General features: G+C 73.6%; 12 protein-coding genes. 2 read left to right on the forward strand and 10 right to left on the reverse strand.

The annotated features are described in order from the left end of the window. Positions 1-39 precede the first annotated feature (39 nt). The 6 genes from ACFY30_RS03225 to ACFY30_RS03250 form a co-directional block, all read right to left on the reverse strand. The gene (locus ACFY30_RS03225; RefSeq protein WP_390658171.1) at positions 40-219 is read right to left on the reverse strand and encodes a hypothetical protein; all 180 of its coding nucleotides are present in this window, start codon (positions 217-219) and stop codon (positions 40-42) included. A gap of 142 nt (positions 220-361) precedes the next feature. Beyond that, the gene (gene tsaE, locus ACFY30_RS03230; RefSeq protein WP_390843452.1) at positions 362-874 is read right to left on the reverse strand and encodes a tRNA (adenosine(37)-N6)-threonylcarbamoyltransferase complex ATPase subunit type 1 TsaE; all 513 of its coding nucleotides are present in this window, start codon (positions 872-874) and stop codon (positions 362-364) included. Then, positions 840-2,096, reverse strand: a complete 1,257-nt coding sequence (locus ACFY30_RS03235; protein WP_390843453.1) for an alpha/beta fold hydrolase — start codon at positions 2,094-2,096, stop codon at positions 840-842. The genes tsaE and ACFY30_RS03235 overlap by 35 nt, the downstream gene beginning before the upstream one ends. Positions 2,097-2,188: 92 nt before the next feature. Further along, a complete protein-coding gene (gene alr / locus ACFY30_RS03240; protein ID WP_390843454.1) occupies positions 2,189-3,355 on the reverse strand; it encodes an alanine racemase in 1,167 nt (388 codons plus the stop codon). Positions 3,356-3,965: 610 nt separating this feature from the next. After that, positions 3,966-5,402 carry an NAD(P)H-hydrate dehydratase gene (locus ACFY30_RS03245; RefSeq protein WP_390843455.1) on the reverse strand — a complete coding sequence of 479 codons (1,437 nt, stop codon included), beginning with the start codon at positions 5,400-5,402 and terminating at the stop codon, positions 3,966-3,968. A gap of 25 nt (positions 5,403-5,427) precedes the next feature. Then, positions 5,428-5,799, reverse strand: a complete 372-nt coding sequence (locus tag ACFY30_RS03250) for a holo-ACP synthase (RefSeq protein WP_390843456.1) — start codon at positions 5,797-5,799, stop codon at positions 5,428-5,430. Between the two features lie 93 nt (positions 5,800-5,892). Here ACFY30_RS03250 and ACFY30_RS03255 point away from each other — a divergent pair, with 93 nt between their 5' ends. Beyond that, positions 5,893-6,849 carry a hypothetical protein gene (locus ACFY30_RS03255; RefSeq protein ID WP_390843457.1) on the forward strand — a complete coding sequence of 319 codons (957 nt, stop codon included), beginning with the start codon at positions 5,893-5,895 and terminating at the stop codon, positions 6,847-6,849. 6 nt (positions 6,850-6,855) lie between these two features. Further along, positions 6,856-8,586, forward strand: coding sequence for a M16 family metallopeptidase (locus ACFY30_RS03260; RefSeq protein WP_390843459.1), 1,731 nt, complete (start codon positions 6,856-6,858; stop codon positions 8,584-8,586). Between the two features lie 419 nt (positions 8,587-9,005). Here the strand turns inward: ACFY30_RS03260 and ACFY30_RS03265 are convergent, their stop codons facing one another. The 4 genes from ACFY30_RS03265 to ACFY30_RS03280 all read right to left on the reverse strand — a co-directional run bounded on the left by ACFY30_RS03265 (position 9,006) and on the right by ACFY30_RS03280 (position 13,010). After that, positions 9,006-11,213, reverse strand: coding sequence for a hypothetical protein (locus ACFY30_RS03265; RefSeq protein WP_390843460.1), 2,208 nt, complete (start codon positions 11,211-11,213; stop codon positions 9,006-9,008). Further along, positions 11,210-11,908 (reverse strand): ABC transporter ATP-binding protein, encoded by a 699-nt coding sequence (locus tag ACFY30_RS03270; RefSeq protein WP_390843461.1) that lies wholly within the window; start codon positions 11,906-11,908, stop codon positions 11,210-11,212. Before ACFY30_RS03270 ends, ACFY30_RS03265 begins: the two co-directional genes overlap by 4 nt. 108 nt (positions 11,909-12,016) lie before the next feature. Continuing rightward, entirely contained in the window at positions 12,017-12,373 is a 357-nt protein-coding gene (locus ACFY30_RS03275) for a hypothetical protein (RefSeq protein WP_390843462.1), read from the reverse strand. A 106-nt stretch (positions 12,374-12,479) separates the two neighbouring features. Beyond that, positions 12,480-13,010: a transposase gene (locus ACFY30_RS03280; RefSeq protein ID WP_390843463.1), complete on the reverse strand. Its 531-nt coding sequence runs from the start codon at positions 13,008-13,010 to the stop codon at positions 12,480-12,482. Positions 13,011-13,069: the final 59 nt, after the last annotated feature.

The raw sequence follows: 13,069 nt of genomic DNA on the forward strand, positions 1-13,069 counted from the left end.
ACACCCGGGCAGCCGGGTCGCGGTGATGCGCCGGTCCTCCTACGCCGCCCTGGGGTGGTCGACCCGCTTCCGTACCGGCGCCGGGTCGGGCAGCCGCGGCGGTCTCGACACCGCGTCGGCCGCGGCGCACGACTCCAGCAGCTCGCGCATGGACGCCCCCGCGAGGGTGAAGGGCCGCGGCGGCTGGGCCTTGGGGGCCTGGGGCTCGGTGGCCGGCATGGGCGCCTCCCGGGGGGCGGGGCGGAACCTAGTTAGGTAGACCTAACCACGGACTGGATACCATGTGACCACGCACAAGACCCCGAATGCAACATTTTGCCGACGTCCTGTCGGAAACGTTCACCCCGCGGAAGGACCCGGCCTACGCCGCCAGGACGCTCAGGTCCGCCGCCGCCCACCGCTCGCCGAGCCCGGTGACGGTCACCTGCCGCACCTCGTCGGTGGTGTCCCCGACGGCGCGGTGGATGAGGACCTGGAGCCGCTCGTCGGTCAGTTCCTCGACCTTCCCCTCGCCCCACTCCACGACGACCACGGACTCGGGCAGGGACACGTCGAGGTCGAGGTCCTCCATCTCGTCGAGCCCGCCGCCCAGGCGGTACGCGTCGACGTGGACGAGCGGCGGGCCGTCCCCGAGGGCCGGATGCACGCGGGCGATCACGAAGGTCGGCGAGGTGACGGCACCCCGGACCCCGAGCCCCTCGCCGAGCCCGCGCGTCAGCGTCGTCTTGCCCGCGCCGAGCTCCCCGCTGAGCATCACGAGGTCACCGGCGCGCAGCAGCTTGGCCAGACGGCGGCCCAGCTCACGCATCTGTTCCGGGGAGGTGACGGTCAGCTCGGTCTCAGCCGGGTCGTGCGGTGCTGCTGGTGCTTCCATAGCCCCCCACGGTAGCCCCTGCCGGGACGGCACCCGCGCGGGTGAGCAGGTCGGCGAGGCGGTCGGTGACCACTTCCGGGTGTTCGAGCATCACCAGGTGCCCGGCGTCCGGTACGAGGACCAGTTCGGCGTCCGGCAGCAGGTCGGCGATGGCCTCGCTGTGCTCGCTCGGGGTGACGAGGTCGCCGATGCCCGCCAGCACGAGCACCGGCATGTCGGCGAAGTGGGTGAGCGCCTCGGTCTTGTCGTGATCCGTGAAGGCCGGGTAGAACTCGGCGACGACGTCGATGGGCGTCCCCTCGATCATCCGCTCGGCGAACCGCGCCACGGCCGGATCCACGTCCCGGGACGCGAACGAGTACCGCTTGATGATCCCCGCGAACAGATCGGCGGTGGCCCGCCGCCCCTTCTCCACCAGCGCCGCCTGCTGCCCGAGCGCCTTCAGCACCCCGGGAAGCACCCGCCGCACCGCGTTGACGCCCGCGACCGGAAGCCCGAAGTTGACCTCGCCGAGCCGGCCGGAGGACGTTCCCACGAAGGCGGTGGCGACGACCCGATCCCGGATGAACTCCGGGTACTGCGCGGCGAGCGCCATGACCGTCATACCGCCCATGGAGTGCCCGACGAGCACGATCGGCCCCTCGGGCGCGGCCGTGTCGATCACGGCCTTCAGGTCGCGTCCCAGCTGGTCGATGGTGAGCGGCACCCCGTCGTCGAGCTGGGCCGCGCCGCGCGCGGACCGCCCGTGGCTGCGCTGGTCCCAGTGCACGGTCCGTACGACGCCCCGCAGCGCCGCCCGCTGGAAGTGCCAGGAGTCCTGGGTGAGGCAGTAGCCGTGGCTGAAGACGACGGTGACGGGGAGGGGCGCCTTGCGCCCGAAGAGCCGTCGGCGCCGCCCGGCCGGCCCGCCCTGCGGCTCCACGTCGTCGACCTCGTAGTACAGCTCGGTGCCGTCGTCGGCGACGGCCTTGCCGGGTGTGCCGCGCAGGGCGCCGTACGGCCCCGCCGCGTCGAGCGCGAGCCGGGCCTTCGCCCGCATCGCGCGCCCCACGGTCATCCGCTCCACGGCGACCCCGGCCGCGGCACCCGCGGCGATCACGCCTATCGCGGCGCCGGCGATACCGGTCGCCCGGCGCCAGCCCCCGGCCGCCCCCGTGGCGGAGGCGACGGCGACGGCCGCCGAGGCGGCCTCCGCCACTGCCTCCGCACTGCTCTCGCTCACGTACCGCTCCTCTTGTCCACCGGGTGACCGATACCGCGGTCACGGCCCGTCGGCTGACGACGATGTGTCCTACCCGCGGGTTACCCGCTTCGTCACTCGTTCACATAGACGCGGGGAACCCGCGATCCGATGCGCGTGACGATCTCGTAGCCGATGGTTCCGGCCGCCTGCGCCCAGTCCTGCGCGGTGGGCTCACCGCGGTCGCCCGGCCCGAAGAGCACGGCCTCCGCGCCGGGCCCCGGTTCGTCGCCGCCGAGGTCGACGACGAACTGGTCCATCGCGATCCGGCCCGCGACCGTACGCCACTTGCCCGCCACCAGGACCGGTCCGTTCCCGGAGGCGTGCCGGGGGATCCCGTCCGCGTAGCCCAGCGGGACGAGACCGAGGGTGGTCTCGCCGGGGGTGACGTAGTGATGGCCGTAGCTCACGCCGTGCCCGCCCGGGACCTGCTTCACCAGGGCCAGCGAGGCCGTCAGCGTCATCACCGGGCGCAGTCCGAGGTCGGCGGAGGAGCCGAGGGCGGGGGCGGGCGAGACGCCGTACATCGCGATGCCCGGGCGGACGAGGTCGAAGTGGGTCTCCGGGAGGGTGAGCGTGGCCGGCGAGTTGGCGATGTGCCGCACCTCGGGACGTACGCCCCGCTGCTCGGCGTACGCGACCATCTCGCGGAAGAGGCCGAGCTGGGCGGCGATGGAGGGATGCCCGGGCTCGTCGGCGCAGGCGAAGTGCGACCACAGCCCGGTGATCCGGACGAGCCCGGCCTCCTCGGCCTCCAGCGCGCCGGCGACGAGCCGGGCCCAGTCGTCGCCCGGCTGGCAGCCGTTGCGGCCCAGCCCGGTGTCGGCCTTGAGCTGTACGCGCGCGGGCCGGCCCAGCGCGTGCGCCGCGAGGACGACCTCCTCCAGCGCCCACAGCCCGCTGACGGACATGTCGAGGTCGGCCTCGATGGCCTCCCGCCAGGGCCCGCCCGGCGTCCACAGCCAGCACATGATCCGCACGTCCGCGGGCAGCCCGCCCGAGGCGCGCAGCGCGAGGGCCTCCTCGGGCGTGGCGGTCCCCACCCAGGTGGCTCCGGCCTCGACGGCGGCCCGGGCGCACGGCAGGGCACCGTGCCCGTATCCGTCGGCCTTGACCACGGCCATGAACGCCGCCCCGGGTGCCTTGGCGCGCAGGGTCCGCACGTTGGCCCGCAGCGCGGCCAGGTCTATCTCGGCACGGGCGCGCGACGGGGCGGCGGGCGGCATGGCAGTCTCACTCATCGCGCCCAGTGTCTCAGAGCCGCCGGACGGCCCCTCAAGTACCGGGCCGGTGCCCACCCGGGGTCCCCCCTCTGGGGGAAGCCACCTCCCGCGGGGATCGACGGCCCCCACGGGTCCGGCGCCACCCCGGCCGATGAACGACGGCCCTCGCCGGTGCGACGCCAACCCGGCCGGGGACGACAGCCCCACCGGTCCGGAGCCATCCCGGCCGGGGACGACGGCCCCCACCCGTGCGAGGCCAGCCCGGCCGGAGACGACGCCCCCACCAGCGCAATACCACCCCGCACCACGCACCACGGCCCCCACCCCTACGACGCCACCCCGGCCGGAGAACGACGCCCCCACCAGCGCAATACCACCCCGCACCACGCACCACGGCCCCCACCCATACGACGCCACCCCGGCCGGAGAACGACGCCCCCACCGGCGCAATGCCAACCCGCATCACGCACCACGGCCTCCACCCGTGCGACGCCAACCCCACGCCAGGAAAGGCGGCCCCACCGGCGCGATGCCGACCCGGCCAGGAACCGGGGGCCCCACCAGTCCCGGGCCCCCGCCAGGAACCGCGAGCGCCACCAGTCCGGGCCCCCGGCCAGGACCACGCCCCTCAGTCCCGTACGTCCCGCCACGCCGCCGGGATCGCCTCGGCCAGGTCGTGCGCGCCCACCGGTGCGCCCTGCGCCGCGAACCGGCCGGCCAGGCCGTGCAGATAGGCGCCCACGCTGCCCGCGTCCCGTGCGCTCAGGCCGGCGGCCAGCAGTGACCCGGCGAGTCCGGACAGCACGTCCCCGCTGCCGGCGGTGGCGAGCCAGGGCGTTCCGGTCGCGTTCACCCGCACCGGCCCGCCGTCGGGCCCGGCGACGAGGGTCGTCGACCCCTTCAGCAGCACGGTCGCCCCGTACCGCGCCGCCAGTTCCCGCACGCTCGCCAGCCGGGTGCTCTCGACCTCCTCGCGGGCGACTCCCAGCAGGGCCGCGGCCTCCCCGGCGTGCGGGGTCATCAGCGTCGGCGCGCCGCGCCCCCGTACGGTCTCCCGCTCGGCGAGCCGCAGCCCGTCCGCGTCCAGCAGCACCGGTACGTCCGTCGCCAGCACCTCCGCGACGGTGGCGGCGTCGTCCCCGGCCCCCGGCCCCACCACCCACGCCTGCACCCGCCCCGCCCGGTGCGGCCCCTGGTGCGACACGAGGGTCTCCGGGAAGCGGGCGAGCACGGCCTCCCCGGCGGGCCCGACGTACCGCACGGCCCCCGCCCCGCCCCGCAGCGCTCCCGCGACGGCCAGCACGGCCGCCCCCGGATACCGCGGGGACCCGGCGGCGATCCCGACCACGCCCCTCCGGTACTTGTCGCTCTCCCCCCGGGGCACCGGCAGCAGCGCGGCGACGTCCGCGTGCTGCAGCGCCTCCAGCTCGGGCTCGTCCGGCAGTACGCCGCCCAGCCCGATGTCGACGAACCGCACCACCCCCGCGTACTCCCGCGCGGGATCCACCAGCAGCCCCGGCTTGTGCACCCCGAACGTGACCGTCAGGTCGGCCCGTACGGCGGCTCCGCGCACCTCTCCGCTGTCCGCCTCCACCCCGCTCGGCAGATCCACGGCGACGACGGCGGCCCGGGACCGCTCGGCGGCGGCGGCCAGCGCCGCGGCCTCGGGCCGCAGTCCGCCCTTGCCGCCGATCCCCACGATGCCGTCGACCACGAGGTCCGCCCGTTCGACGAGGTCCTCGCCGGCGCCGGCCCCCGCGACCGCTCCCCCGGCCCGCCGTAGGGCCGCGAGACCGCCGGGGTGAGCGCGCCCGGGAGCCGGCAGAACGGCGGTGACCCCGGCCCCGCGCCGGGCCAGCCGCGCCCCGGCGTACAGGGCGTCACCCCCGTTGTCCCCGCTCCCCACCAGCAGCACGACCCGCCGCCCGTACACCCGCCCCAGCAGCTCGGCGCAGGCGGCGGCAAGCCCGGCGGCGGCCCGCTGCATGAGTGCGCCTTCCGGAAGCCGGGCCATCAGCTCCCGCTCGGCAGCCCTGACAGTGTCCACGCAATAGGCAGTACGCATGCCGCCAGTCTCACACCGACCCCCCTCACCCTTCGGCGATCACCACGGCCGAAGCCACGCCCGCGTCATGACTCAGCGACACGTGCCAGGCCTGGACGCCCAGTTCGGCCGCCCGCGCCGCGACACTCCCCCGCACCCGCAGCCGAGGCTGTCCGCTGTCCTCGACGTAGACCTCGGCGTCCGTCCAGAGCAGCCCGGGCGGGGCGCCGAGCGCCTTGGCCAGGGCCTCCTTGGCGGCGAACCGCACCGCGAGGGAGGCGACCCCGCGCCGCTCCCCGCTGGGCAGCAGCAACTCGTTCTCCACGAAAAGCCGTTGGGCCAGAGCGGGCGTGCGCTCCAGCGACGCCGCGAACCGTTCGATCTCGGCCACGTCGATACCGACCCCGATGATGCTCATGCCGAGCACCTTAAAGGCGGCCCCGCCCCTCTCATCGTTGTCACAGCCTGGTGCTAGCCTGCGGCGACTTGATCAGCACCAGGGGGCGGAGAAATGAGCGGCAGCGGCGGCAGCGTCATACCCACGAACGGGCCGACCTTCGACCTGTTCGACAACACACCGGAGCTGATCCCCCTGCGCACGGCCGCCCGGTCCGACGACTGGGATGCCGTACAGGCCTACTTCGCGGGCCTGGACTCGGTCGACCAGGTCTCCTCCGCCGTCGCCGCCCTCGCCGGCATCGACGGCACCGAAGTGCTGCTGCAGCGGGCGGTCGCCGACCACCCCGGCGACCCGCTGCCCCGCGCCGCCCTCGCCGAGCGGTACGTGTACATCGGCTGGGACATCCGCAGCGGCGCCCGGGCTAAGTACGTCTCCAGCGACCAGTTCGACCAGTTCCACGGCTGGCTGCGCAAGGCCGAGCAGATCCTCATCGAGGTCTGCGCCGAGCAGCCCGGATACGCCCCCGCCTGGACGGCCCGTCTGATGACCGCGCGCGGTCTGCAACTGGGGCACGCGGAGGCCCGCCGCCGCTACGACCGCCTCTCCGCCCACCACCCGCACCACTACCGCGCCCAGGTCCAGCTGCTCCAGCAGCTGTGTCCGAAGTGGAGCGGCTCCTGGGAGGCGGCGCACGGCTTCGCCCGGGAGTGCGCGACCGCAGCCCCCGACGGCTCGAACTCCGCTGCCCTGGTCGCGCTCGCCCACATCGAGCACTGGCTCGAACTGGACGGCTCCGAGGCCACCGCCTACATGCGGGGCGTCCCGGTCCGCGACGACCTCCGCAACGCCGCCCAGGTCTCCGTGCTGCACCCGGCCCACCGCCCCGACTGGAACTCGATCGGCGCGCACAACGCGTTCGCGTTCGCCTTCTCGCTCGGCGGCCACTTCGCCGACGCGGCCCCGCACTTCGCCTTCCTGGGCGACCGCGCCACCGAGTCACCGTGGTGGTACGCGAACGACCAGAAGGCCGCGTTCCTGAAGTACCGCAAGTCCGCACTGGGGGCCTGACCACCGATGACGACCGAACTGCACGTGCTCGACGGCCTGGTCTCCCACACGACGACCGGCGGCATCCCCACCCTGTACGCGCCGTCCTCCGCCAACGAGGTGACGGCCGGCCTGTTCTTCCGCGTGGGACGCGCCGACGAGACCCTGGCCACCGCGGGGATCACCCATCTCGTCGAGCACCTCGCCCTGCACCGCCTCGGCCTGTCCGACCTGCACTACAACGGCGCGACGGCGAACGCGTACACCCTCTTCCACGTCACCGGCAGCGAGGAGGAGGTCGTCAGGTATCTCAACACCGTGTGCGCGGCGCTCCGCGACCTGCCGATGGACCGGCTGGAGACGGAGAAGGAGATCCTCCGCACGGAGGCGGCGGGCCGGGGCAGCGGCCCGAACCACCAGATGCCGCTGTGGCGTTACGGCGCCCAGAGCTACGGGCTGTCCAGCTACAGCGAACTGGGCACCTGGAGCCTGACGGCGGACCAGGTCCGCGACTGGGCGGCGACCCGCTTCACCCGCGACAACGCGGTGCTGTGGATCACCAGCGACCATGTCCCGGACGGCCTGGACCTGACGCTCCCGCGGGGCTCCCGCCTCCCGGCGCCCGCCCCGACGAGCGCCCTGCCGGTCACCCCCGCCTACATCCACGGCGACGACGGCCATGTCGTCCTGACCTCCGTGGTCCGCCGCTCCACGGCCGCCTCCGTCTTCGCGGACGTCCTCGGCCGGGCCCTCTTCCAGGACCTGCGCCAGGAGGGCGGCTACTCCTACTCGGCGGAGGCCGACTACTCGCCGCGCGACGCCGAGTACGCCACGCTGACCGCGTACGCCGACGCGCTCCCGCAGAAGCAGGACGCGGTCGTCGGCGGCTTCGTCGACACGCTGGCGCGCCTGCGGGCGGGCCGCATCGAGCAGTCCGAACTGGACTCCGTGCGCGGCAAGCTGCTCAAGATGTACGACGCCCCCGACCTCGCCGCCGCCTCGCTCCCCTCGTACGCGCTGAGCCTGCTCCTCGGCCACCGCATCCTCAGCCCCGCCCAGCACCGGGCCGAGCTGAACGCGGTCACCCTCGCGGACCTGCGCGAGGTCGCCCGGGAGGCCTGGAACGGCGCGCTGCTGCAGGTGCCGGGCCGGGGCGTGGACTGGGCGGGCTTCACCCTGGCCCCGCAGTTCTCCCAGACGTCGGTCAGCGGTACGCGTCACCAGTCGCTGGAGGACGACAAGGTCACCCTCGTCATCGGCACGGAAGGGGTCAGCCTGCTCACCCCGCGCGGACCGGTGACCGTGCGCTACGACGCGACGGCAGCCATGACCACCCGCCCGGACGGCGCCCGCTGCCTCACCGGCCACGACGGCTTCTCGGTGAGTGTCGAACCGACCCTCTACCGGGGCCTGACCCCGGAGCGCGTGGCCGCCGTGGACGCGGCGGTTCCGCCGCGGGCGGTGGTCCGCATGCCGGCCCGTGAGCCCGACCGCATCCCGCAGCCGCGCAAGCGGGAGGCCTCCGGCGGCCGGGCCGGGGGCGGCACCGGCCGGTCCACCTGGGCCTGGACGCTCGCCCTGTGGACGGTCGGCCTGCTGGCCGCCTGCTGGGGCCTGCTGTGCGCCGTCATCACGGCCGACGAGGCGGGCGCGAAGAACCCGGAATGGGACGCCGTGACGGGTGTCTGGATCATGTGGCTGCCGCTGGTGGCGGTGACGGTGGGCCTGTACCGGGCCCGCCGGCGCAGACGCGGTTAGGGACTGCCCTTCGGATCACGTCGCGGACGCGGGGGCCGGCACGCGCTCCCCCGGAGGAGGTGCCCCAGCGGCGTGGTCGTCGGTTGCCGACTCCCCCACGCTCGGCCGCACTCGCGCGGGGGACCCCCATCGCGTCGACGCCCTTCTCCGCCTTGCGACCTGCCACCGCGCCCACAGAGAGCGCTGCTTCCGCGGCTGCCCCTCGATCGGCGACGACACCCTCTGGGGCGTCAGCCGCCGCAAAGAGGGCGCCGCGCCCTTGATCGCGCGGCACTTCGGGCCGGCCGGCACCGGACCTGCGGACACCGCGACGCCGCCCGAGACCGCCTGACGGGCCTGCCGAACGTCGGCCGACCAGCAACGCTTGAGTTCCTGGAGCACGACGAGCGGGAACGCGCGGAACGCCACAGCCCGCATGTTCAGTCCCCGGCAGGGTGCCAGCGGTGGCTCTCCTTCGCCGCGGTGCGCCAGCCCCACAGGGTGGCGGCCGCGGCGAGAGAGGTCAGGACGGCGGCCGCGGCCCACACCATGGCGTAGGGAATGTCCCCGCTGCCCCACTTGGGCTGGGTCAGCGGGAATCCGAGCAGGGTGGTCACCAGAGTGGCGAGCGCCACGGCCAGCAGGGCAGGGCCAAGGACCAGCCAGCCCGCGACGCCGCCGAGGAAACGGCGGCGGCCGGTCAGCACGCCGAGTGGGGCGAGGGCGCGGCCGGCCGCACGGACCTCGGCGATTCCGGCGAGGAGCAGGCCGATTGCGGTGACGGCGACGCCGGTGACTCCGTACAAGGGGATCCAGGCGCGCTGGCTCTCCATCCGGGCGATGCCGCCGGCGTACTGGAATCCGAAGGATTCCACCTGCTTGCGGCCCGGGAGTTCGGCATGGGCTGTCTGTTTCAGGATGACGAGGTCCAGTGGGCTTCGGTCCGCGGTGAAGACGAGGAGAGAGCCGGCGGCATCCGGGGTGACGCGGCCCTCCACGGCTTCGACCCGGATTCCCGCCATCGGCGTGGTGAGCTGGGTGAGAAGGTCTGTGCCGCCGGCCTCCACCGCGGCCTCACCGGTACCCGGGCACTGGGTGTCCGCGGCCGACAGTGCGGCGCAGTCACCCGTCACCAGCTGGGTCGGTGTGTTGCCTTCGACCTTGATGTCGCCCACAGCGAGGAACCGCAGCGAGGGGTCCTTCTGGCGTGCCGACGCGAGGAAGGCGTCGAGCCGGTCCTGGGTGGTGCCGCGGTCGAACTCGATCGTGGCGCTGATCCTGCCGAGTCGTTCGTGCGCGGCCAGGGCGGCGCGTACCGAATCGTCCACGCGGAACACCCACATGTCGCTGACCCCGGCCACGCCGATGGCCAGCACGATGCCGGTGATCAGGCGCACCGCGCCGGCGGGATGGGCCTCGACACGGCGTCCGGACACCAGGAGTGCGGAGCGGCCCAGGCGGGCGCCCAGGGTGCCGACCAGGCCGCCGGCCCGGGCGAGAACCACGCCGAGGACGGCGGGCAGACTCGCCAAGGTGCCGAGGGAGCCGAGGAAGAAGGGGACGAGCAGGGCGTACGGCCCGTCCCCGAGGAGCAGCGGGCCCCAGACCGCCGTCGCCAGGAACACGGGGAAGGCGAGAGCAGCGCGGTGCATCAGGACGGATTCGCCGGCGACGGTGGAGGGACGGGTGCCGCCGGAGCGGCGGGCGACTGCCTGGTCGAACAGGACGGCGGCGGCGGTCACGGTGAGGGCCGCGCCGGCCGCGCATCCTGCGAGGGCGCCCTGGACACCACCGGTCAGCAGGGGGCTGAGCTGGTAGTCGACGTGGGGCAGGACCAGACCCGACCAGCCGAGGGTGAGGAAGAGGCCTTCGGCCAGGAGCGCTCCGCAGACCACGGGGACCAGGCACTCCCCCACCGACATCACGAGACGGGGACCAGGACCCGCGCCGAGCGCGTCGAGGAGGGCCTGGCGGCGGTCGCGTCCGGCGGCGGCGGTCCGGACGGCGATCACCATCAGTCCGCAGGCCGGAAGGAGCAGGAAGAACACCGAGAGCCCCAGGAACCGGTCGGCCGGCTGGGCCGTGGCCGCCTCACCGATGAGGTGCGTCGCACCGGCCGGGCCGAAACCACTGGCCTTCACCACACCGGGGTTGGCGGCGAGGGCGTGCCTCGGGCGGACGTAGACCAGATCCTCGGAGGCCGAGGCCAGACCGGTGGAGGCGATATCGCCGGCGTCCTTGCCGTAACGCGTCGTGACGCCCTCAGCGGCCCCGGATGCGCGCAGGTGCGGGGAGAGGAACGCCTCACCCGGTTCCGGCCAGACCACCAGGCCGGGCGGGAGCGGGGCGTCCTTCTTGAGCGGTTCGAGGACGACGACCGAGACCTGCAGATCGGATACCGAGTCACCGGCGGTCGCCCACAACAGCACGGGCTCCGCCGGGCCGGTGGCGGGGATCGGGTTCCGTGCCTCGGAGACCGCCTGCCGGTGGTCGTAGACCGCGTCGGTCAGGACCAGGGAGGCGGCGCCGACCGCGAGGCAGACCACGGCGAGGCAGAGCGTGAGGGCACGGGTCGCGCCGCCCGCGGTGCGCGCACCGGCGGCACGACCGACCCTCAGCAGGTGGCGAACCAGGACGAGGTGCCTCACCGTACGGCCTCCATCCGCTCGTCGGGCAGCAGACCGCCGTCGCGCATCAGCAGCCGGCGGTCTGCGCGACGGGCGACCTGACGGTCATGGGTGACCACGACGAGCGCGCAGTCGTACTCGGCGGGCAGGGAGAACAGCAGGTCGGCGACGCTCTCACGGTTGTGTTCGTCGAGGGCGCCGGTGGGTTCGTCGGCGAGCAGCACCGCGGGGCGGTTGACGATGCCGCGGGCGACCGCGGTGCGCTGGCGTTCACCGCCGGAGAGCTGGGCAGTGGTGCGGGCGGCGAGGGGGACGCCGAGGCGGCCCAGGAGGTCGCGGGCGCGCTCGGTGGCCTGCTTGCGGGAGAGCCCGGCGAGGAGTCCGGCCAGGGCCACGTTCTCCAAGGGCGAGAGTTCAGGCAGCAGTTCACCGAACTGGAAGACCATCCCCATGTGGTCCCGGCGGTGGCGGGCCCTGCGGCTCGGGCTCATCCCGGTGATCTCGGCGCCCGCGATCTCCACGGTACCGGCGTCCGGCGGGGTCAGGCCGAGCAGCACCGAGAGCAGGGTGCTCTTGCCGCACCCTGAGGGTCCGAGGATCGCCAGCGACCTGCCGCGTTCCACCTCCAGCGCCAGGCCGTCGAAGAGCAGCCTGTCGTCGATGCGGTGGGTCAGGCCGTGCAACCGGACGGCGGGCGAGGCGGTGGGAGGCGTCACGAGGTGGGGTCCTTCGGGAAGTCGGTGCGAAGCGGCAGCGTGCGAGGGCAGAGAGAAGGGGCGGAGCCCCAGGTCTCCGCCCCTTCTGGCGCGGAACGCGCCGCGCGATCAGTTGTAGTCGTAGTACCAGGAGCTGTAGTAGTCCGTGCTGGCGACGTACTGCTCGCGCAAACGCATCTGGAAGATCCAGCTGCCTTCGCCGCTCATGTTGCTGCTGCTGCAACCCGACCCGTTCCACAACGTGCGCAGGGTGTCGGGGCTTGCGTCGCGGTAGTACTGGGCGGCGACGTCCTGACCGTCACAGCTGCTGTCGTGCGTGGCCGCGTAGGCGTTGTTGCTGCCGGCCGTGTAGACCCAACCCCGGTCCGCACGCTCGATGTAGATGCCGGCCACCGCGGGGGCGGCTGTGGCGAGAGTGGCGGCCAGGGTGACACCGGCTATTACGCCGGACTTGGTGAATCTCACTTCACGTTCCTTGTGCATGGGCATACCGAACGGCACGCCGGCCGTGGCAGGTGGTGGCTCCCCCTGCCCGAACGCGATGATCTTGTACTGGTTCTCATGGCCTCGTCTATGGCCTGTATGCAGTTGTGATCAAGGTGTGGTTCGCGTGCGGTAGTTGATCCGGATCACGCAGGCGCGGAGATGCAGGCCGGTGAAGTGGCTCTGGGGTGTCCTGTCCTGGCGGGTGGCGATGCCCGCCAGGCTTCGACCGGGCCTTCCCCTCCTCAGCGGCGGCCTTCTCGAGGGCGACGAGCACGTCTTCACCAAGCGGCATCCCGGCGGCGTGGGCGCGGGCGGTGCCGAAACCCCCACTGACCGGCGACGAGTCCCCCTCGCCGCGCTTGGCGGCCTCGGCTGTCAACCCCTCGAGCACCGCCTCGAAGACACCGGCGTCGCGCCACTGCCGGAAGCGACCGTTGACGGTGGACCAGGCGCCGAACTCGGTCGGCATCTCCCTCCACCGGCCGCCCGTCGTGAACCGCCAGATCACGCCCTCGAACTGCTGCCGCAGCCGCTCGGGATACGGACCGTATCTGCCGATCGGCAGATACGGCTCGATTAACTCCCATGCCTCATCCGTCAGTTGCACTCGCGTCATGCACGACGATCTACCAGATCGCACCACAGGGCGCAGGAAACCCGGCGCACCTTCCGGTT

This window comes from Streptomyces sp. NPDC000345 (assembly GCF_042898825.1).
GTDB lineage: Bacteria > Actinomycetota > Actinomycetes > Streptomycetales > Streptomycetaceae > Streptomyces.